21 protein-coding genes are annotated in these 20,091 nt (G+C 52.8%); 16 read left to right on the top strand and 5 right to left on the bottom strand.

Features of this window, described 5'->3' with window-relative positions; genetic code table 11:
• Positions 1-47: 47 nt before the first annotated feature.
• Both alr and radA read left to right on the top strand, forming a co-directional pair.
• Positions 48-1,142 carry an alanine racemase gene (gene alr / locus DU000_RS03580; protein WP_114401943.1) on the top strand — a complete coding sequence of 365 codons (1,095 nt, stop codon included), beginning with the start codon at positions 48-50 and terminating at the stop codon, positions 1,140-1,142.
• Positions 1,142-2,533: a DNA repair protein RadA gene (gene radA, locus DU000_RS03575; protein WP_114401942.1), complete on the top strand. Its 1,392-nt coding sequence runs from the start codon at positions 1,142-1,144 to the stop codon at positions 2,531-2,533. The genes alr and radA overlap by 1 nt, the downstream gene beginning before the upstream one ends.
• Positions 2,534-2,583: 50 nt before the next feature.
• Here the strand turns inward: radA and DU000_RS03570 are convergent, their stop codons facing one another.
• The 3 genes from DU000_RS03570 to lexA form a co-directional block, all read right to left on the bottom strand.
• Positions 2,584-3,789, bottom strand: coding sequence for a threonine ammonia-lyase (locus DU000_RS03570; protein ID WP_114401941.1), 1,206 nt, complete (start codon positions 3,787-3,789; stop codon positions 2,584-2,586).
• A 256-nt stretch (positions 3,790-4,045) separates the two neighbouring features.
• A complete protein-coding gene (locus DU000_RS03565; protein WP_147266959.1) occupies positions 4,046-5,032 on the bottom strand; it encodes a hypothetical protein in 987 nt (328 codons plus the stop codon).
• A 10-nt stretch (positions 5,033-5,042) separates the two neighbouring features.
• A complete protein-coding gene (gene lexA, locus DU000_RS03560; protein WP_114401939.1) occupies positions 5,043-5,819 on the bottom strand; it encodes a transcriptional repressor LexA in 777 nt (258 codons plus the stop codon).
• 159 nt (positions 5,820-5,978) lie between these two features.
• Here lexA and DU000_RS03555 point away from each other — a divergent pair, with 159 nt between their 5' ends.
• A complete protein-coding gene (locus DU000_RS03555; RefSeq protein ID WP_114401938.1) occupies positions 5,979-6,857 on the top strand; it encodes an alpha/beta fold hydrolase in 879 nt (292 codons plus the stop codon).
• Positions 6,858-6,926: 69 nt separating this feature from the next.
• Positions 6,927-7,796, top strand: coding sequence for a 3',5'-nucleoside bisphosphate phosphatase (locus DU000_RS03550; RefSeq protein ID WP_240001778.1), 870 nt, complete (start codon positions 6,927-6,929; stop codon positions 7,794-7,796).
• A 1-nt stretch (position 7,797) separates the two neighbouring features.
• Here the strand turns inward: DU000_RS03550 and DU000_RS03545 are convergent, their stop codons facing one another.
• The gene (locus DU000_RS03545) at positions 7,798-8,199 is read right to left on the bottom strand and encodes a GlcG/HbpS family heme-binding protein (RefSeq protein WP_114401936.1); all 402 of its coding nucleotides are present in this window, start codon (positions 8,197-8,199) and stop codon (positions 7,798-7,800) included.
• Between the two features lie 165 nt (positions 8,200-8,364).
• Between DU000_RS03545 and DU000_RS03540 the strand changes: the two genes are divergently transcribed.
• A complete protein-coding gene (locus DU000_RS03540) occupies positions 8,365-9,324 on the top strand; it encodes a carbonic anhydrase (RefSeq protein ID WP_114401935.1) in 960 nt (319 codons plus the stop codon).
• A gap of 151 nt (positions 9,325-9,475) precedes the next feature.
• Complete coding sequence (locus tag DU000_RS03535; protein ID WP_158529619.1) at positions 9,476-9,886, top strand: flagellar basal body-associated FliL family protein; 411 nt, start codon at positions 9,476-9,478, stop codon at positions 9,884-9,886.
• 29 nt (positions 9,887-9,915) lie between these two features.
• On the opposite strand, the gene DU000_RS03530 is transcribed toward DU000_RS03535, so the two are convergent.
• Positions 9,916-10,656 carry a hypothetical protein gene (locus DU000_RS03530; protein WP_114401933.1) on the bottom strand — a complete coding sequence of 247 codons (741 nt, stop codon included), beginning with the start codon at positions 10,654-10,656 and terminating at the stop codon, positions 9,916-9,918.
• A gap of 129 nt (positions 10,657-10,785) precedes the next feature.
• Between DU000_RS03530 and DU000_RS03525 the strand changes: the two genes are divergently transcribed.
• From DU000_RS03525 to DU000_RS03480, 10 genes are all read left to right on the top strand, one after another.
• Positions 10,786-13,185, top strand: coding sequence for a Tex family protein (locus tag DU000_RS03525; protein ID WP_240001777.1), 2,400 nt, complete (start codon positions 10,786-10,788; stop codon positions 13,183-13,185).
• Between the two features lie 387 nt (positions 13,186-13,572).
• The gene (locus tag DU000_RS03520; protein ID WP_114401932.1) at positions 13,573-14,679 is read left to right on the top strand and encodes an AAA family ATPase; all 1,107 of its coding nucleotides are present in this window, start codon (positions 13,573-13,575) and stop codon (positions 14,677-14,679) included.
• A gap of 2 nt (positions 14,680-14,681) precedes the next feature.
• On the top strand, positions 14,682-15,434 hold the full coding sequence (locus tag DU000_RS03515) for a hypothetical protein (protein WP_114401931.1): 753 nt from the start codon (positions 14,682-14,684) through the stop codon (positions 15,432-15,434).
• A gap of 371 nt (positions 15,435-15,805) precedes the next feature.
• A complete protein-coding gene (locus DU000_RS03510) occupies positions 15,806-16,192 on the top strand; it encodes a hypothetical protein (protein ID WP_114401930.1) in 387 nt (128 codons plus the stop codon).
• A gap of 289 nt (positions 16,193-16,481) precedes the next feature.
• Entirely contained in the window at positions 16,482-16,850 is a 369-nt protein-coding gene (locus tag DU000_RS12565; protein WP_147266958.1) for a hypothetical protein, read from the top strand.
• A 226-nt stretch (positions 16,851-17,076) separates the two neighbouring features.
• Positions 17,077-17,442, top strand: coding sequence for a hypothetical protein (locus tag DU000_RS03500; RefSeq protein ID WP_147266957.1), 366 nt, complete (start codon positions 17,077-17,079; stop codon positions 17,440-17,442).
• A 205-nt stretch (positions 17,443-17,647) separates the two neighbouring features.
• Positions 17,648-18,352 (top strand): tetratricopeptide repeat protein, encoded by a 705-nt coding sequence (locus DU000_RS03495; RefSeq protein ID WP_114401927.1) that lies wholly within the window; start codon positions 17,648-17,650, stop codon positions 18,350-18,352.
• 11 nt (positions 18,353-18,363) lie between these two features.
• Positions 18,364-18,879 (top strand): hypothetical protein, encoded by a 516-nt coding sequence (locus DU000_RS03490; RefSeq protein WP_114401926.1) that lies wholly within the window; start codon positions 18,364-18,366, stop codon positions 18,877-18,879.
• A gap of 9 nt (positions 18,880-18,888) precedes the next feature.
• Positions 18,889-19,515, top strand: a complete 627-nt coding sequence (locus DU000_RS03485) for a LysE family translocator (protein WP_114401925.1) — start codon at positions 18,889-18,891, stop codon at positions 19,513-19,515.
• A 47-nt stretch (positions 19,516-19,562) separates the two neighbouring features.
• Positions 19,563-20,039, top strand: coding sequence for a DM13 domain-containing protein (locus DU000_RS03480; RefSeq protein ID WP_114401924.1), 477 nt, complete (start codon positions 19,563-19,565; stop codon positions 20,037-20,039).
• The last annotated feature ends 52 nt before the right edge of the window (positions 20,040-20,091 follow it).

The raw sequence follows: 20,091 nt of genomic DNA, 5'->3' as shown, positions 1-20,091 counted from the left end.
AAAACCCCCCGTTTTTACGGTTCCTTACTTCAATTTAATGAGTTGCCATGCCGTTCCGTCATGCTCGTCCTCTGGTTGCTGAAGTGTCTCATTCTGCTTTGCAGCATAATCTTGCGGTGGTCAAACAACAGGCCCCCTATTCACGGATTTGGGCCGTGATTAAAGCCGATGGCTATGGCCATGGTGCGCTGCGGGTGGCCGACGCTCTCCCGCGGGCTGATGGCTTGGCCATGCTGGAAATGGAAACTGCGCTAGCCTTGCGTGAAGACAAAGAAACGCGGCCGATTTTGCTTCTGGAAGGGGTGTTTAATGCCGAAGAGTGGCGCTTGTGTGCGCAACATCAGTTGCAAGCAACACTGCATAGCGAAGCACAATTACGCTGGCTGGAAACACAGCGCTTACCGGCGCCCGTTGTCGTTCATGTCAAAATTAACACGGGCATGAATCGCTTGGGCTTTTTACCAAACCAAGTAACAACGGTGTATCAACGGCTGCTGGCCAGCAAGCAAGTCGCCGATATTCGCTGGCTCACCCACTTTGCCAATGCGGATCATGATGCGCATGACACACTGTCAGTCAGCCAACAACTGACTGCCTTTGATACCGCCCTGGCAGGTTTACCTGGGTTGCGTTCGGTATCCAATTCTGCCGCCATCTTGCGGCACGCGGGCCACGCCGCAGATTGGGTGCGACCGGGGATCATGCTTTACGGTGCCACGCCGTTTGCCGATCAATCGGCGGCGCAGTGTGGCTTACGGCCAGCGATGACCCTGCGTAGCGAAATTATTGCGATTCAAACCCTGACGCCAGGGCAGGCAGTTGGCTATGGCAGCCGTTTTGTGGCAACGACAGAGACAGTAATTGGCGTGGTTGCCTGTGGTTATGCCGATGGCTACCCGCGTCATGCGCCCGATGGCACGCCGGTGGCGGTTGCCAACCTACCGAGTCGGCTGCTGGGCCGTGTCTCAATGGATATGTTAACGATTGATCTCACCGCTATTCCACGGCCGCAGATCGGGATGCCGGTTGAGCTGTGGGGGCAACAAGTCCCGATTGATGCTGTGGCCCAGGCTGCAGGCACGATTGGCTATGAATTAATGTGCGCGGTTGCCCCGCGCGTTGATGTCGTGGATGTTCCGTAATGGCACGCGCAAAATCGATTTATGTTTGTACTGAATGCGGTGGCTCAAGCCCCAAGTGGCAAGGCCAATGCCCGCATTGCCAGCGTTGGAATACCCTGGTTGAAAGTGTGGCTGAAAGCAGTCCTGCACGCTACCAAGCGCTGGCTAAAAGCGCACCAGTGCAACCGTTGGCAGCGGTGCAAGCCCTTGAAGTGCCGCGCTTTGGCAGCGGTTTAGACGAATTCGATCGGGTCTTGGGTGGGGGGCTGGTGCCGGGAGCCGTGGTCTTGTTAGGGGGCGACCCGGGGATCGGTAAGTCCACCCTGTTATTGCAAGTGATGGCGGCATTGGCGCAACAAAGAACGGTGTTGTATGTGAGCGGTGAAGAATCGGCTGGCCAGATCGCCCTGCGGGCGCAGCGTTTAGGTTTGTCTGCCGCCACGCTACAGGCATTGCATCTGCAAGCTGAAATTCAGTTAGAGCGGGTTTTGGAAACCCTGGAGCAGCAACGCCCGAGCGTCGTGGTGATTGATTCGATTCAAACCCTGTATGCCGAAATACTCAACTCCGCGCCTGGCTCGGTTGCCCAGGTGCGTGAGTGTGCTGCCCGCTTGACACGCTACGCTAAAGAGTCGGGATGTGCCCTGATCTTGATTGGTCATGTGACCAAAGAGGGAACCCTGGCTGGCCCACGGGTGCTTGAGCATATTGTGGATACCGTTTTATATTTTGAGGGCGATACCCATTCTTCATTCCGGCTGATTCGGGCCAACAAGAATCGCTTTGGCGCTGTCAATGAACTCGGCGTATTTGCCATGACGGAGCGGGGGCTACGCGGCGTCAGTAATCCATCGGCCTTATTTTTGTCGCAACACGGAACGGCAGGGCAGGGTAAGCCAGTTTCAGGGGCGTGCGTCATGGTCACCCAAGAGGGATCGCGGCCACTGCTGGTTGAAGTTCAGGCATTGGTGGACACAGCACATGTGCCGAATCCGCGCCGGCTTAGCGTTGGGCTGGAGCATAACCGGCTGGCGATGTTGTTGGCAGTCCTGCATCGGCATGCAGGGATCGCCTGTTATGACCAAGATGTGTTTGTCAATGCGGTTGGCGGGGTGCGGATCAGCGAGCCCGCAGCTGACTTGGCGGTGCTGCTGGCGATTGTTTCCTCGTTGCGTAACCAGCCGCTGCCCAGAGGCTTGGTGGCCTTTGGTGAAGTGGGGCTGGCAGGGGAAATACGCCCTGCACCGCGTGGGCAGGAGCGACTGAAAGAGGCTGCGAAATTGGGTTTTTCGGTGGCTTTGATTCCGAGTGCAAATCGACCCAAACAAGCGATTGAAGGCTTGGAAATTTGGGCCGTTGATCGTTTGGAACAAGCGCTAGATCATCTGCGCGGGGCGGCCTCTCAAGCATAACCCAGCACCGACGCTGGCCTATGCAGCAGCATCTGTACTATGGCAAGCGCTCAATGGTGGTTTTGGAGTGTGGCAGGAAAGCCGGCCTGCTGTAACGCTTGCAGCACCTGATCGATCTGCTGGCGGTTACGGGTTTGGATCACGACTTCCAATTCCGCATTTTGTGCGGGCAGCACCGTGAATGCCCGCTGATGCATGACTTCCTCAATATTGGCCTGCTGGTCCGCAATAATTTGGGTGATTTTCGCCAATGCCCCGGGTCTATCGTGGATCGCAATATTCAGTCTCGCCAGCCGCCCAAGCCGCACCATGCCACGCTTAATCATGTCAGCCAGTAACAGGGGGTCGACATTGCCACCGCACAAGACCACGCCAACCTGCTTACCCTTGAAGTAATCTGGGTAACGCAAAATCGCAGCCAACCCTGCTGCACCGGCGCCTTCAACAATGGTTTTTTCAATATCCAGCAAATACAACAAACTTTGCTCGATTTCGCCCTCACTCACGAGCAGTAAATCATCTACGTATTGCTCAATCAGCTTGCGGGTATGTTGACCGGGCGTGCTGACCGCAATCCCCTCGGCAATCGTGGTGCGCCCACCTGGGTGCTGTGTCCCTTTAATGGCATTCACCATGTGCGGAAATTGCTCGGTTTGCACGCCATAGACTTGAATACCTGGTTTGATTTGTTTGGCCGCGCATGCTGAGCCTGCGATCAGTCCGCCGCCACCAATCGCAATGACCAAAGCATCGAGACTCGGGACGTCTTCGAGCATTTCCAACCCAACCGTACCCTGGCCACAAATAATATCCAAATCGTCATAGGGGTGAACCCATGTGAGCCCACGTTCCTCTGCCAAGGTGATGGCTTTACGACGCGCTTCATCAAAGGTATCCCCAGCCAGCACTATTTCCGCCCCAAAATGTTCTGTGCGCTGCACTTTAACGGCGGGGGTGTAGCTGGGCATCACGATGACCGCATGAATTCCTAATCGCTGTGCATGGTATGCCACCCCTTGCGCGTGGTTGCCAGCAGAGACGGCAATCACGCCAGCGTCGCGCTGGACCGGGCTTAACCGCGACAATTTCGTGTAGGCACCCCGTTCTTTGAACGAGGCCGTGAATTGCAAATTTTCGAATTTAAGAAAGAGCTGGCAACCGGTCAGCTCAGACAGTGTTTGCGAGTAAACGAACGGCGTGCGCAGAATCTGCCCTTGTAATTGACGACTGGCATATTTGAAACTACTGAGTTCCATTCTCTCTCCTTTGCATGCCCAGATAACGCAGATTGCTTGCCTGATAGCGTTAAAGCGTAACCGATTCGTCAGCAATGAATCCACTAAATTTCAAGGCAGAGCCCATAAGAATCCCTATGCGATTGGGATTTATTTCAATCGCACAGTGAAATCTTATAAAGCAAAAAGCATAGCTAAGTTAGCTGGGGTCATACGTTTTTGGCATCGCTGCCAATCTCGCCTGACTGGGAGTGAGATTGCGTACTGACCCTTAGCGTCAAGCTGCAACGCGCCAAGTGCGACTTAGATGAGGAATGCGACCCAAAGGTAAAGCGCGTGTAGGGGCAATGGGTAGCGGTTGGTGGTGTCGAATACGTGTTTGTTGAGGCAGGCATAACCTCGTTTGTCGCTGATTTTGATTGATACGGCGTTGGCTGCTCATAGCATTGAATGGGCCTAGAGCTAGCGCAGCAGCGCTGGTCGGCGTGCAGGCGGGCAGCGGAATCAAGATGGGGGCAAGCTGAACGAGGCTCCGTCTTTTAATGCATTGCCAAATCAATACAGGCCCTTCATCAGCGTCAGTGAGCGTGAGGGTTGTACGAATTGCTGCTGGCGAAGCGTGGGAAGCGGCCTGTTGCGGACGGACACAAAAAAAGAGAGTCTGTGGTTGCGCTTGGTCCAGCCAATATTTCATCTGCGCCAGGGTGTCTGCACCATGAGAAGGCGGCAGAACACAAATGACGACGGTTCTTTGGGTGGGATGCGCGTCATTTTTCTGAATCCCTAACCGCCAACTTTTGTGTTGTGCCGGCTGGCTGCTGCTGATCAGATGCAGACAGGAAAGCCAAGTTTGCGTCCCACCTGGGAGGGCTGAGGCCTCAACCTGCCCAATTCGCTCAACCTGCTCAATCCAACTCGGTGGTGCCACCAGATAAATGGCGGTTAATGCATGCTGCTGGTGATAGGTTTCCAGGATTGGCGCCAGAAATGACAAAAGACAAGCGGGATGTTGGTAAACCGAGTCGCTCAAAATTTCATTGACGACCCCAAGCGGCCAGCCGAACGGCCCTTGCCCCGGCAACTGGGCGTGCAGATGTTGGTAGGCTTGATTGGCGCGAGCTTGCTGTGCGAGCGCTGCCACCCCGGCATCTTGCAGGGGCTTGCTGGTGACGGCGCGTGGGGTGGTGCGCAGGGTGGTACTTAAGGCTGGGGAGAGCCGTGTTGCGAGGCTAGTGTGGCGCAGGGGGAGGGGGGCGACGCACATGGTGGCTCCTTTATTGCAACCCATCAGGGCGGATCAAGCCGACAGCTATCCCTTCGATTGCAAAGTTGCCTTCTCGCAAGTCAACCATGATGGGCTCGTAGTCAGGATTCTCGGCAATCAATTCAACCACATGACCTTGCTGATGTAGGCGTTTCACCGTGACTTCTTCGCCAACCCGGGCAACCACAATTTGCCCATTACGGGCATCCGCAGCGCGCTGCACTGCTAGCAAGTCACCGTCCAGAATACCGATATCACGCATACTCATTCCCCTGACTTTCAGCAGGTAATCCGCTTTGCCATTGAACATGGCCGGGTCAACTTGATAGGTGCGTTCTACGTGTTCTTGCGCCAGGATCGGGCTGCCAGCGGCAACCCGACCGACCAGCGGTAAATTCAGCATGGCCCCAAATTTATCCGCCAAGGCTTGGGCTTGCTCTTGCAGTTCAGCGACTAATTTCGCTTGGTAAGCCGCCGCGTATTTGGTTTCGACTTGTTGACTGATTTCTTCGCGCAGGCTGCTTTGCCATTGCGCTGCGTGCGGCACATCACTGTCACCCAGCGCCTTGAGGCCGGCTGGGGTCACTTTAATCGCACGCGATGCGCCAGGGGTGAGCTCTAGCAAGGCTTTGCGCGCCAGTGCTTGCAAGTGCATTTCAGCCGCGTTGGCCGAGCGAAAACCAAAATGTGCGGCAATCTCTGCGCGTGTCGGGGGCACGCCTTGTTGCTGTTGTTGTTGCAGGATAAAACTCAGAATTTCTGCTTGCCGGGAGGTAATGCCACGCATGATGACTCCTGATAAATGATGCAAACACTGTTTTTAACAACATGTATTTTTATACAGTAATTTTATTTTGGCAAGTCTTTTTTGTCGTCGGTTGGTTTCTTGGGAATCTGGCTCAGGGCGTGACCAGCAGAGATCGCCCGGTTCTTCTACAATCACACGATGCTTACGAGTACTTCAACCTTTCTATCCATCCGTGGGTTGCGCTACCACGTTCGCCAGTGGGGGCGTGTTGGCGCGCCGCAAGTGTTTATGCTGCATGGCTGGATGGATATGTCGGCCACCTTTCAGTTCGTTGTCGAGGCGCTGCGCCAAGATTGGCACGTGCTAGCGCCTGACTGGCGCGGGTTTGGTCAAACCGACTGCGCCCCAGCCTATTGGTTTCCTGATTATTTGGCTGATCTTGATGCCTTGCTGGCGCATTACCAGCCAGATACCCCTGTGCGCCTGGTTGGGCACAGCATGGGCGGAAATGTGGCCATGTTCTATGCAGGTATTCGCCCGGAGCGAGTGGCGCGGGTGGCAACGTTAGAAGGAATTGGATTGCCCAGCATTAGCCCACAACGTGCGCCCGCCCGCTATGCGCGATGGCTCACCCAACAACGCGAGCCGCTACCAAAGATGGGGCAATATGCTTCGCTGGCGATGGCGGCGGCGCGGCTACAACAGCAAAATCCGCGTTTGACGGCTGCGCAGGCCAACTTTTTGGCGACCGAATGGGCGCAATCGATTCAGGTTGCACAGACACCCATGTGGTCGTGGCAAGCTGACCCTAAGCATAAATGGGTGAATCCGATTCTGTTTCGTTTAGATGAAATGCTCGCTTGCTGGCAGCAAATCAGCGCGCCGGTGCTTTGGGTCACGGGTGAGAACTCAGATTTTCTGGCCGATGTCAAACGCAGCGGCGATTATGATTTACGCTGGCAAGCATTGAGCAATGTCACCCAGGTAATGCTGGAAAATGCTGGTCACCTGTTGCAGCGCGATCAGCCAGCGCAACTGGCCAAGCATATCGAGTCGTTTTTTGAGCCAACCCGTTAAGGAATGGTGGATCACAGCCGATGGACTGTTATAGCCGTGTTTCTCGAGTTCCAGAGCAGGAGTGCAATTGTGAGCAAAGCCCGTATTGAATGGCAGCATCTTGAGGAGTTAGGGGTCGATTTGCATTGCCATTCCAATGTGTCTGATGGCGTGCTAGCGCCAGCAGATGTCGTCAGCCGTGCCGCAGCGCGTGGCGTTCACACCCTTGCGCTCACCGATCATGATGAGCTAGCCGGGCTCGCCGCCGCCCAGTCTCAGGCAGAGTCATTGGGTCTTAACTTTATTGCTGGGGTCGAAATTTCCGTTACCTGGGCACATGAAACGATTCATATCGTGGGGTTGCAGGTGGACCCTGACTCGCCCGAATTACAAGCTGGCTTGGCGCATACGCGTGGTGGGCGACAACGCCGTGCAGAGGAAATGGCGCTGGATTTGGCGCGGGTTGGCATCGACGACGCCTATGCCGGGGCACTTAAATATGTGGGCAACCCAGACCTGATCAGCCGGGCGCATTTTGGGCGGTATTTAGTTGAAATCGGCATTGCCGAGAGCACCCAAGCAGTCTTTGAGCGTTACTTGACCCCCGGCAAACCAGGCTATATTCCACACACTTGGGCCAGTTTACGTGACGCAGTGCAGTGGATTCAGGCCGCAGGAGGGCTGGCTGTGATTGCCCACCCTGCGCGTTATCGGCTATCGCCCACCTTACGCTGGGCTTTATATGAAGAATTTAAAGCCTTGGGCGGGGTTGGGTTAGAAGTCGTGACGGGCAGTCATCATCCTGGCGAGTATCCCATCTACGCCCAACACGCCCGCGACTTTGGGTTTTTCGCCTCACGTGGGTCCGATTTTCACGGGCCAACCGAAGGCTGCGCCGAGTTCGGGAGCCTCGCTGCAGGGCCAGCTGGGCTCACTCCCATTTGGCATGCTTTTCACTAGCTCACGCTGCGCCGAGGGCGGCTAGGCCAGCCTGCGCAATCGCAACATCCTGGTCTGGTTTCACGCCCGAAACGCCAATCGCGCCGATACAGAGCCCGTCTTGAATGATCGGCAAGCCGCCTGTCAACATGCCTTGCAGGGCGGGCACTGACAGAAACGCTGTGCGCCCCTGATTAATCATCTCCTCATAAACCTGGCTGGCTTTGCCGCTGAGTGCGGCAGTTTTGGCTTTTTCTGGGGCGATATGGGCCGAGATCGCCGGTGCCCGATCCATACGCTGCAGCGCCAACAAGTGCCCGCCTGGGTCACAAATAGCGACAGTAACAGCCCATTGCTGCGATTGCGCATAGGCGAGGGCGGCATTAATGACAGTAGTTTGTTGCGCGTGATTAAGGGTCGTCATGATCTTTCCTGTGTAAAAAGCAAATGCAGTCTGAGCCATTTCTGTCACTTTGCCAAGAGCAAGAGTACTGACTACAGGACACGCTGACCAGGGGGTAACGATTAAGAAGCGCCTCGCGATTGCCGATATAGCCATTGACGAAGATTTTTATAGGGTGAGAGTGCCATGCGGATAATGTGGTGGCTGGCTGTGTCCTGGTGTTGCGGGCTGGTGACGATAGTCTGGGCTGCGCCAGAGAGCCGCGCTGGGGCGAATGAGCAAAATCGGTTGATAGAAAATCGACCGGATGTGATGGAGCGTATTCGCCAAGCGGTTGAAAACATGGGGAAACAGAAAAGCCCGCCTGCGCCCGGCAAAACCAGCAACCAGGCGGCAAAGCGCCCCGACAATACCAAGAACGCAGCCACCAACCCAGTGCCGGCCACCAAACCAGCTTGGGGCTACGCCGCCCACAACGGCCCAGCACTGTGGGCGAGCTTGCACAAGGATTATCGGCTGTGCCAGGAAGGCCAGCGCCAGAGTCCAATTGCGATCCAGGATAGCGAATCGCTGTCCTTACCCGGCATGGAAGCGTTGGCATTTGAGTATTATTTTGCCGGTGGCCTGGTGACGCAACATGAAACCGGGCTGCGGGTCATTCTGCCTAGCAGCGACGGTGAGGCCCCGCAATTCCATGCGCGTGGGCAGCGCTATCGCTTGCAAGAGATTCAGTTCCATGCGCCGGGCGAATTTGAAATCAACGGCAACGTTTCCCCATTACAGATGTATCTGGTCCATCAAAACGCGATGGGGGAGTCGGCTATGGTGGTTGTGCCCTTCATTGTCGGCGCCGATCACCCGGTGATCGAGGTGATTTGGGCACACTTGCCCCTCGCCACAACCGATCAAGTGAGCTTACCGCCGGGCGCATTGGCATTGCAAGACTTGTTGCCAAGTGACCGCCGTTACTATCAGTTTTTAGGGTCGCTCACGCAACCGCCCTGTCGCGAAGGGGTGCTGTGGCATGTGTTCAAGCAGCCGTTGTCGATAAGTCAGTCGCAACTGTCGGTCTTGATGCGATTAATCCCGAACAATGCCCGCCCCTTACAGCCGCTCAATGGCCGGGTGATTAAAATGACGCCCTAATTTTGACGGTTCATCAGCCCGCACGGTGATCACAATGGCAACTGGTCCGGTAAAAAAACAAGAACCCTCGCTCAGCTCGACAAAGCCAGCGGCGGCCCGTGCTGCAGCCAACTCGACGCCCGCCCAAAGCAAAACCCCAGCGTGGATTTACTTGTTACTTGCAGTCGTATTGCTATCCCCTGCATTAATCGGCGGGTTTTGGTGGGTCCGCGAAAATCCTGTGTCGATACCAGAGCTAAAGCCTAACCTGCCTCCCGCGCCCGGATTTTTGGATGTAGGGCTATTGAAGCGAGAGATTATTACCGGCGATATCGTTCAGGTGAATATCGTTATTCGCACAGAGACCAAGGCTGACGCCGAGTTGCTGAAACACCATTTGAACGATTTGAGGCGTGCTGCAATTGATATCGTTGGCCGGCAATATGGTAAAGAGATTGCAGAATATGAAGGTAAGCGGGATTTAAGTAGAACCCTGAAAATCGGTTTTCAGGAAGTGATCGACCGCGATCGAGCCGATCTTATCAAGGGCGTTGTATTTACAGACTTTTTGATTATTCAATAACGCAGCCCACACGCATACTGGCAGTCAAACTAGCGCGCAGCGGATTGTCCTTTTTTTGCGCGCTTGGCCGCCATTTCATCCGCATGGCGCTTGGCTTCTTCAAGTTTCTTGGCATAGGCTTCACGATTTGCGGCACGTTCCAAAAAGGCTTTTTCAGCGGCTTGCTGGGCTTGTTCTTTTGCAGTCACTCTGGCCTTAATCTCGGCTTGCTTAACTTGCCCGCGCTGCGCGGCGAGGTTGGCTTCAATCTCACGCACCGCCTCGGCAGCTTCTTGCGCTTGCAACCGTTCGCGGTAAGCTTGTGCTTGTCGTTGTCGCTCTGCGGCTTCGGCGGCAGCCCGTTCTAAGCTTTCTGCCTGCTTAGCCGCAATGCGTGCTGCATCTTCCTGAAAGCGGGCTTCACGCAACACGCGCCTCGCCTCGGTATCCACCGCAAATAAGGCCCGCTCTGCATTCACTTCATCCTGCCGCAAGTCATTCAGGCAGTTATTGGCATAAAACTTTTCGTAGCATTCTGCACGCCGCTGGGCGGCGGCTTGCTCTACCCGCAAGCGCTCAGCGGCAACGGCTTGGCGGGCGGTGCTAGCCACGCTTGTATCGGCCAAACTGGCTAGGGGATATTGCGTGGCGATATCCGTGCGCACCACCCCAAGCTGGCTACAACCGGCCAGTAAAACAACGCCAGCCAGGCACCACAGCCTGCGGCCCCCGTAAAACGGGATGAGCGCCACAAGCGGTTTGCGAATTAAATAATCAGTTGAGAAAGGCATGCAAGTATTGTAACTGAGTGAATAGCCGCCGCATGCCCTGCCAAACCAGAGAAAACTCAGCTCAACGATACTGACTGGGGGCGAGTTATGGCACAATCCGCCGCCTTGAGTTTAAGTCAAAGAAAATCAATGATGAATTCTGTTGCTACTGCTACGCCAACCTCGCTAACGCCAATTGAACCCACCTTGCTGACGGAAGCCGAAACCCAACAAAAGATCGCCCTGGCCTTGGCCGGGGAACTGAACGTGCGCTTGGCCCAAGTGGTGGCCACGATTGAATTACTGAATGAAGGCGCAACGGTTCCGTTTATTGCCCGCTACCGTAAAGAAGCCACGGGTGGCTTGGACGATACGCAGTTGCGTAACCTGGATGAGCGCTTGATTTACCTGCGTGAGCTGGAAGAGCGCCGTACCGCCATCTTGAAATCGATTGGCGAACAGCAAAAACTCACAACGGCCCTGCAAAACGAGATTCTGGCGGCCGATACCAAACAACGGCTGGAGGATTTGTATTTACCGTACAAACCCAAACGTCGCACTCGGGCCCAAATTGCGCGTGAAGCCGGGCTGGAACCCTTGGCACTGGCGCTCTGGCAAGACCCCACCCAAGACCCGCAAGCCTTGGCGGCCAACTATTTCAATGCTGAAGCGAATATCAACGATGCCAAAGCTGCTTTGGATGGTGCCCGCGATATTCTGGCCGAATTGTTTTCTGAAAATGCTGAACTGCTGGGTAAGCTGCGCGGCTATTTGTGGAGTAACGGCTGGGTATCCGCCCAGGCCGTGGACGGCAAACAGGAAGAGGGCGAGAAGTTCCGTGACTACTTTGAGTTTGCCGAAACCATTAAAACCATTCCTTCCCATCGTGCCTTGGCCTTGTTCCGGGGCCGTAATTTGGGGGTGTTGACCTTCAAGCTAGACTTGGAAGAAGCCTTAGCAATCCAAGTGCCGCATCCTTGTGTCGGCATCATCGGCGAGCACATGAATATCGCCCAGCGTAACCGCCCGGCGGATAAGTTTTTGCAAGACTGCTGCGTGTGGGCCTGGCGCGTCAAAATTCATCCCTCACTCGAAACCGAATTGCTCACGCAGTTGCGCGAAGCGGCGGAAAACGAGGCCATCAAAGTCTTTGGCCGCAATTTAAAAGACTTGCTCCTGGCTGCGCCCGCTGGTCCCAAAGCTGTGCTGGGCCTAGACCCCGGCATTCGTACGGGGGTGAAGTTGGCCGTGGTGGATCGCACCGGCAAGCTACTGGATACGGGCGTCATTTATCCGCATGAGCCACGGAATGATTGGGAAGGCTCGCAAATGAAACTGGCCGCGCTGATTGCCAAACATCAGGTGGATTTGGTGGCAATTGGCAACGGCACTGCCTCGCGTGAAACCGATAAATTAGTGGGCGAGTTGCTCAAGCGCTTCCCCGATATGCGGGTGCAAAAAGTCGTGGTGAGCGAAGCGGGCGCATCCGTGTATTCCGCATCTGAGCAGGCTGCCAAAGAGTTTCCTGAACTGGATGTGAGCTTACGTGGCGCGGTCTCCATTGCCCGCCGCCTGCAAGACCCACTGGCCGAGCTGGTGAAAATTGATCCCAAGTCGATTGGCGTCGGCCAATACCAGCACGATGTAAATCAGCGTGAGCTAGCGCGGCAATTGGATGCGGTGGTGGAAGATTGCGTGAACGCGGTCGGCGTAGATGTGAATACGGCATCAGCGTCGCTGTTGGCGCGGGTCTCTGGCTTGAACGGTATTTTGGCCAAAAACATTGTGGACTATCGTGACCAGAATGGCGCGTTTGATAGCCGCGCCGCGTTGAAATCGGTCCCGCGCTTGGGCGACAAAACCTTTGAACAAGCCGCTGGTTTCTTGCGCGTAAACAATGGCACGAATCCGCTGGATTGTTCGTCTGTCCACCCAGAAGCCTACCCTGTGGTCGAGCGCATTCTGGCCAAGCTGCAAAAAGGTATTCGCGACATCATGGGCCAAAGCACCGTGCTGCATAGCTTGTCACCCAATGAATTTACCGATGAAAAATTTGGTTTGCCCACGGTCAAAGATATTTTGAATGAGCTGGAAAAACCCGGCCGCGATCCGCGCCCCGAGTTTAAAACCGCGCAGTTCAAAGAAGGGGTCGAAGAAATCAAAGACCTGAAAGTGGGCATGATTCTCGAAGGCGTCGTGACCAACGTGGCCAACTTTGGCGCGTTTGTCGATATCGGGGTTCACCAAGATGGCTTGGTGCATATCTCCGCCTTGTCCACCAAGTTTGTGAAAGACGCGCACGAAGTCGTGAAAGCCGGTGAGCTGGTGAAAGTGAAAGTGCTGGAAGTGGATGTCAAACGCCAGCGCATTGCCCTCACCATGCGCTTGGATGACGTGCCCGGTGCAGAGCGCTCAATGAGTGGTGCTGGCGGTGCGGGTAGTGGTCGCGATAGCCGCTCAGGCTCACGCAGTAGCAGTGGCGGGCGAGACCGCGAGCAAGGTGGTGGCATGGGGGCAATGGCCGCTGCCTTTGCCAAATTAAAAAAATAAAAACCGCAGATCGCGAATTTCTGATTATTTAAATGCCGATGATTCATCGGCATTTTTATGTCGGCTACACCTGTATCTTTTTTGTTGACGATGAGTGCTGCCGAAGTCTTACAGGCACTAGCCTAGTGATTAAATATCATGCTACAGTCATTCGATGCTGTTCGAGTGGGGTAACCGGGGCAGTCGCCTAGGTGTCCTGTTTCTTGTCATGAGTTCCATTTGTTCAAGCGCAGCCAATAAAATCAAAAGGTTATAATTTTCAATTGTTTCGCACACCGATTAGCCAACTAAATATGCACTTGTAAAGGTACATCTTGCGCGTTAGTAGTCTAGAGGTTCGTTTGTAGATACTTCGGGTTTGAGCGGCGGTCCAATAAGGAATTCTATATGTACATTAAGAGCTTTGAAGTCATCGGCCTGTTCGGACGAGACACCCCTCTCAGAGTTGAGTTCAATCGCGACTTGAACATTGTCACCGGCAGAAATGGCGCAGGAAAGACAAGTGTACTAAAGCTTGCGTGGTACATCATGAGTGGCAACATCCTTCAGGCACTAAAAGAAGTGAACTTCAAAAAGGCCACACTCGAGACTTCTGATTACAGCTGTACAGTCTATCGATTGTCTTCAATGACGTGCCGCATCGATTGGAGAGACTCACAAGGAATGTCGACTTTCGAGGATTTGGAGGATGATGAAGGCGATGTTGTTTCTAACGCCGAGGATCAGGCAAACCATAAGCTGATCGCTATCGGCTCATCAGTCTTTCTTCCGACCTTTCGCCGCATTGAAGGCGGCTTCACATTGAGTGATCGGAGCAACGTGCTGTTACGTGCGAAGAATGACATTGAGGAGTCACTTGTGGCTCTCTCCAAGCGGCTTACTAATGCGAATCATGTATTTGTCGCAGCATTGAGTACTGTCGATGTCGTTAATCTTCTGGTTCAGCAATACACCGATCTTTCAGAGGAGTACAACAAGCTCCAGCAAAGAACGTCGCAGGATGTGATTATGAAGATCAAGACCTATAAGCGCGAGGCTGGAGATGCCGACAAGCTTGATAATGCAAATCAGCTGTTAGATGACATTCGAACAGAGATCGAAGGGATGGAAGCTTCTCGAGAGGAAATCATGCGTCCTCAGGAAGTCATCAAAGATTTGGTAATGCGATTGTTCCGTCATTCAGGTATCAAGCTTAGTCGCAATCTTAGTTTTGGTGATGCTGCCAATGCCGTCAACTCTGACGCACTCTCGGCTGGTGAAAAGCAAATGTTGAGTTTCATCGCTTACAACGCCTTTTACCGGGACGCCGTGTTTCTCATAGATGAACCTGAGCTTAGTCTTCATGTCGATTGGCAACGCCAGCTGTTTTCGATCTTGATGAGCCAGCACACGAGCAACCAGTTCGTCATTGCCACGCATTCACCCTTTATCTATAGCAAGTATCCAGACAAGGAACTTTTGATTGATCCGTCTCGCGGCGACGAGGATGTGTAGTCGTGCCATCCGCACAAACTGCAAAGGCTCAGCCCACGGTAGATGAGCTCATCGCTGTTCTTAAGCGTACAGCGTTACCCACAGTCGTTTGTGAAGGTGACGACGATCTAATTGTCTACCGCCGCCTTGAAGATCAATTGAGACACCTCGGGGTGTCTGTACTTTCCGCGGGGGGGCGTGAGAATGTGCTTCAGATTTTTAATCGACGTAGCGAAATCCCAAGCTCAGTGCGGCTCGCCTTTATCGCTGATCGTGATACGTGGATCAATACTGCAGTGCCTGCTGCCTATGTCTCGCCGCTGCTGTGCCTAACTTCTGGGTATTCGATTGAGAACGACGTCATTGCTGACGGAAAACTAGAGAGCCTCTTGGTCGGTGCCGAGGTGTCAACCTACAAAGAACAACTGGAACTCTTTCTAGAGTGGTATGCTTTGGCCCTTAGTCGGCACCTAACTAACCCTTCAGACCCAATCGCATATCATCCTAAGTATGTTCTGAATTCGAAAGAACGACCCTCGCTCATGGCGCTTCGATTTGGAGAAACATACCCAACCATCATGAGGGAGACTCTCTCTACCAAGTACGGAACGCTTGTTAGAGGAAAATCCCTGTTGTTGCTTTTGTTGCACAACCTCAACACCCGCGACGGTCTGCCGAGGTATACAGACAAGGCTCTGCTAGAGATCGTTGCTGCTAATCCTGGCGAACTATTGACTAAGATCACCAATGCAGTTGCATCAGTTTTTGCGCCTTGAGACATTGCAGAGGCGCGATACCTAACCCTTCCGTCATGAAGACCGCACATCGCCCCTTCAGCAATAAGAACCTAACGTAACCAACACTAAGGAGTTGCTTAGTCGCTCAGGCTGCTCAGCTGAGTTTGAGCTTAGCTGCCCGTTGCGGGAAGTTTTGTTTTAACACTCGGTAGTTATCATCCCGCAAATCTTTAATGCCGAGTGCATCGTAGGCTTGCACAATCACGACCAGCGCATCTTCTGTGCTGGGGAATCTAATTCTGCGCTAGACTCCACGCCCATCGGCCGTTACCTTTTAATTGAGCGGACCTGTTCAAAAGGCCGTATAGTCTATTTATTTCAACCTCAGACAGATAGAACAGGGTGTAACCATGGATAAGCGAGTGAGGATATTCTTTATTGTTTGTCTTATTGCGTTTATAAGTTCTTTCATCATCCAGACAGTATTTCAGAAAATTGTTGCAGGTAATATGTCGACTTGGGGTGGAAATCCGGGCTGGCAAAGGGAAATTGCGTTTTGGAATGTTGGCTGTGCAATTGTATCTATCGCTGCGCTGCGCCTAAAGACAACAAAAGATTCGATCTTGATCGTTTTAGGTTTCACCGTTCTTTTCTTGCTTCTAGGCACAAACCATGCGTTTGCTCTATTTGTTGATTCTGTTAATAAATTTCATTGGCCGCCCTTTATTGCAAATGCCGTTGGTGCGTTCTTTGGGTTGAAGACACTTATCCTATTTCAACTCAAAAAGTTGAAATGATGAAAAAATCTCTACTGCTCCAAAAACCCTGTAACTCGGCTGCTGAGCGGGACGGCCACAAGCATATGCTTATGCTGCCTTATGTTTCGCTTCGGCCATATCTGACTTCCCCCTTAGTCAACCCCGTGCAATTCTTATGCCCCTAAACACTTGGCTTATTTTCGTCGCGGCTGTCTTTGTACTCACGGTCACCCCAGGGCCGTCGGTTCTCATGGCCGTTTCCACATCCGTTAACCGGGGGTTCCCCCAAGCGCTACTTCTCTTACGTATGATTGTAGGTGTGCGCTATATGAGCTTATTATTTTTCACAGCCGTTAGCATGTCTGCCGTAGCTGCACCCATTCCGTTAGAGGCGCAATCACTAATATCAAAAGTACATGTTGCGGCAAGGAAAAAAGATATAGACACATTGAAAAAACTTATGGCCACTGAGTTTGTCTGGAGTTTTGGTGGTGATGGTGACGCAGAGCAGGCCATTCAAGCATGGAAAGCTGATACGTCTATTTTAAAAAAACTCTATCGTGTTACTGGCCAAGATTGTGTCAAAAAGAATAACCAGTTCATTGAGTGTCCTAAAAATGCTGGTACAAATTATCGTGCTGGTTTTAAGCAGACCAGTGAAGGCTGGCGTATGATTTATTTTGTGGCAGGTGATTAAGTATGCCTAACCCATCATTCAACGGGACGCGATAGGGCTGAACTTTTCTTGCATTACATAGCACTAGGAAACAGCAGACTTCTCATCAACTATTTTCATGCTGAAAGCTTCTCTCGTGGTGACCTGGAAAATTGGACGCGTTTACTCTCTGGGCTGAAGGAAAGACAATAAGCTGTGCCTTTTTCCCTATCCGGACATCTTCGGTGTCGGTTGATTTGAGGAAAATATGCATCGTATCAGAATAGGTTTTTACATTTCACCAGCAATAACTGTAAGTTTGGCAACGGTAATGTATGGTGACTACTGGCTTTTTGGGATTGCCTTATTCTTGGCATACCTGTTTGCCTTTCTGATTGGCTTGCCTATGTTTGTTTTATTCAAGAAGTTTAGATGGCTGGCATTATGGCAAGTCGCTTGCGGCGCCGCTATATCTGGACTACTTGCTTCGTTATTGCTGTTTGGTACTGGCACCGAATACGCTAGGCAATATGGATTTAACAATATGCTTTTGGTTATCACTTATGCAGTAATTACCGCTGTAATTTTTTGGTTTATTGGCGTGCGGGGCAATACCGCGTTAACTAATCATTAGGCCTTGCATCTGAGTCGCGATTGATTTTTGAATGCTGCGTTGTTTTAACCATGAGTCTGTGACTTCTATTCTCTGCCTCTATGTTCGAGTGATTGCCACTGCGCAGCGACACCCTATTTATGCTTCCTTCACCCTATGGTAAGGTGACGCAGTGGGGCCGTTCGTCAACTTTGCTGCCTTATTCAACTATAGCTCGAGGAATTTTATGAGTCATTCTGTTGCTGTGCTTCTCACTATTTTCCTTCTTTTCTTTTCGCCCTTGCTGCGTGCAGATCGACAAATTCCAATTGATCAGATACCTATGTATGGGGGTATGGATAGGAGCATGATTCCTGAGTTAAAAGCCGGCGATGAAAAGTTTATTGCTGACACGACTAAACACTATGGAACCCGAGAGAAGGCAAGTGCTGCATTTGTTAATAATGGCTTTGCTTACTACCAGCGCGACGATCTAGTGAATGCAATGCGCCGCTTCAATCAGGCATGGCTGCTTAATCCACAAAACCCAGAGGTATATGCTGGCTTTGGCGCTGTATTGCATGACCAAGGAAAGAATTGCGAAGGCATGCAAATGATGGAAAAGGCAATCGAATTGAATCCGCCCACTTTTCAAGGCATCTACCCTGATGCGGCAAGACTTATCACCCTATGTGCCATTAGTGATAAAAATCTAACCTCGGAAGCCAAGCTCAAATTGTTTGAACGATCTGAGTCGCTTTATAAGAAGGCAGAGGAGATAGAACCTAATAAGCGATATGTCTATGGGTCTTGGGCAACGGCCTATTACTGGCGCGGACAGTATTCGGATGCGTGGGCAATGGTCGTAAAGGAACGTGCTGCCGGCGGTAAGCCCAATGAGAGGTTCTTAGGACTGCTCCGCGAGAAAATGCCAGAGCCTGTGCCGCGATAACGATCCGAACCATGGCGCCCAACCCCGCTTCTTGCGATCGCGCAACGCTGAGTGATAGATACATTTATCTACGCCCCGTAATTGCAAGTCTGACCGCCCCAATTGCTGCGCTGCTGCCTCTGCTTGCGCTAGCGGTCTACGAATTTAACTCACCGGTGGCCATCATCAATGGTGAAGCGGATGATGCCCCGACACGAGGGTTAGCTTCACTGTTGGTAGCCTTCCCAGTCATTTACGTCATTTTGGCATTGGTCGCATTTTTTGGTGGCTGGGTGTTTATTCGTATTGGCCTCATTTCACTTCGCTGGTTTTTAGTTGGAGCGGCAGTGCTATCGGTGTTGCTGGCGGTTCCTTTCGGTATTATTTTTGGTAACCCAGGTCAGTATGGGCTGCAAGGCGTTGCCGTTGCGCTTGCTTCTTGCTCTAGGCTATTTCTATTCATGGCATTACCTGGAGCTATATGTTGGTGGTACGTTGCAAAATGCCATTTAGCTTTTCGTTCAAGTTTCCATCCTAGTCAACCCTGAGCAGCCCTTATGCCCCTAAACACTTGGCTTATTTTCGTCGCGGCTGTCTTTGTGCTCACGGTCACCCCAGGGCCGTCGGTTCTCATGGCTGTTTCTACATCCGTTAACCGGGGGTTCCGCCAAGCGGTGCTAGCTGCGCTGGGCAGCACTAGCGCTATTGTGTGTCTGATGGTGTTGTCTGCTGTTGGCTTAGGGGCTGTTTTGTCCACATCCGAGTTGCTATTTTCTGTGCTCAAGTGGGCGGGGGCTGGGTATCTCGCCTACCTTGGCCTGACGTCGCTTCTTTCTGCTGGTGGTGGCTTGTCATTCTCTGAAAAGTCGGTGTCTGCCCAGCCGCGCAGCTTCGTGCGTGGGTTTCTGGTGGGCGCAAGCAATCCCAAGGCACTGGTCTTTTTCACGGCGCTGTTTCCGCAGTTTCTTGATCCCGCGCGTCCCCAGATTCCGCAATTCTTGGTGTTGTGTTCTACGTTCATAACGTTTGAGCTTTTTTGGCTGATCACCTATGCCGCCCTGGGCAGTCGTGCCAAGCAGTGGCTGCAACAGCCTGGCCGCGCGGTATTATTCAATCGTGCTACGGGGGGCGTCTTTTTGCTGGCTGCAGGCGTGCTTGCGACGGCAAAGCGCAGCCCTAACTAAGCCTTCACCGCTGCTTAACTGTTCCCACTTCTTACGTCTGCGAAACCATGAATACACGAACACTTATTACCCGTATTGCAACGCATCTCGCAGCGGGCGCAGTTGGCTTTGCCGCAGGCATTTACACGCTGCCTATTCTTACCGCGCCAGCTTCGCCAACGGTTGACGAAATCAGCGCCGTTGCCGGTCAGGCTCTGTTCACAGCCCATTTCAAACGTGATTTGAAAGACAGCGACGCGCTGCATTGGGGGGAGGGGCCGGTGACCGTCGGCGCGACATTCATCTCGCTAGCGGGAAAGCTGGCACCAGGGCCAGACTATAAGCTCTATCTTTCGCCGGAGTTTGTTGAAACAGAGGCAGACTTCCTGCGCTTGAAAACGCAGATGGTGCGTGTCGGTGATGTAAAAACATTTGAGAATTTTATTGTCACCATACCCGCCGGCATTGATCCAACCAAGTATTCGGCTGTTATTGTGTGGTGTGAGACCTTTGGCGAGTTCATTACGTCAGCCAAATACAGGTAGTGTGGGTGTAGCCTAGCCGCTCACCTCGCCCTTCATGTCTGTGCCCGGCTGG

This window comes from Parvibium lacunae, from assembly GCF_003335215.1.
GTDB lineage: Bacteria > Pseudomonadota > Gammaproteobacteria > Burkholderiales > Burkholderiaceae_D > Parvibium > Parvibium lacunae.
The sequence above is the reverse complement of the archived record's forward strand: the minus strand, read 5'-3'. Positions and strand labels throughout refer to the sequence as shown.

Bases quoted from the DNA above. Each gene is read 5' to 3' on its own strand.
- DU000_RS12565 (WP_147266958.1), top strand. From the start codon at position 16,482: ATGAGCTTATTATTTTTCACAGCCGTTAGCATGTCTGCCGTAGCTGCA.
- lexA (WP_114401939.1), bottom strand. From the start codon at position 5,819: ATGCGTGGCATTACCTCCCGGCAAGCAGAAATTCTGAGTTTTATCCTG.
- radA (WP_114401942.1), top strand. From the start codon at position 1,142: ATGGCACGCGCAAAATCGATTTATGTTTGTACTGAATGCGGTGGCTCA.
- DU000_RS03520 (WP_114401932.1), top strand. From the start codon at position 13,573: ATGTACATTAAGAGCTTTGAAGTCATCGGCCTGTTCGGACGAGACACC.
- DU000_RS03485 (WP_114401925.1), top strand. From the start codon at position 18,889: ATGCCCCTAAACACTTGGCTTATTTTCGTCGCGGCTGTCTTTGTGCTC.
- DU000_RS03555 (WP_114401938.1), top strand. From the start codon at position 5,979: ATGCTTACGAGTACTTCAACCTTTCTATCCATCCGTGGGTTGCGCTAC.
- DU000_RS03565 (WP_147266959.1), bottom strand. From the start codon at position 5,032: ATGTGCGTCGCCCCCCTCCCCCTGCGCCACACTAGCCTCGCAACACGG.
- DU000_RS03530 (WP_114401933.1), bottom strand. From the start codon at position 10,656: ATGCCTTTCTCAACTGATTATTTAATTCGCAAACCGCTTGTGGCGCTC.
- DU000_RS03510 (WP_114401930.1), top strand. From the start codon at position 15,806: ATGGATAAGCGAGTGAGGATATTCTTTATTGTTTGTCTTATTGCGTTT.
- DU000_RS03525 (WP_240001777.1), top strand. From the start codon at position 10,786: ATGATGAATTCTGTTGCTACTGCTACGCCAACCTCGCTAACGCCAATT.
- DU000_RS03545 (WP_114401936.1), bottom strand. From the start codon at position 8,199: ATGACGACCCTTAATCACGCGCAACAAACTACTGTCATTAATGCCGCC.
- DU000_RS03480 (WP_114401924.1), top strand. From the start codon at position 19,563: ATGAATACACGAACACTTATTACCCGTATTGCAACGCATCTCGCAGCG.
- alr (WP_114401943.1), top strand. From the start codon at position 48: ATGCCGTTCCGTCATGCTCGTCCTCTGGTTGCTGAAGTGTCTCATTCT.
- DU000_RS03570 (WP_114401941.1), bottom strand. From the start codon at position 3,789: ATGGAACTCAGTAGTTTCAAATATGCCAGTCGTCAATTACAAGGGCAG.
- DU000_RS03500 (WP_147266957.1), top strand. From the start codon at position 17,077: ATGCATCGTATCAGAATAGGTTTTTACATTTCACCAGCAATAACTGTA.
- DU000_RS03495 (WP_114401927.1), top strand. From the start codon at position 17,648: ATGAGTCATTCTGTTGCTGTGCTTCTCACTATTTTCCTTCTTTTCTTT.
- DU000_RS03540 (WP_114401935.1), top strand. From the start codon at position 8,365: ATGCGGATAATGTGGTGGCTGGCTGTGTCCTGGTGTTGCGGGCTGGTG.
- DU000_RS03490 (WP_114401926.1), top strand. From the start codon at position 18,364: ATGGCGCCCAACCCCGCTTCTTGCGATCGCGCAACGCTGAGTGATAGA.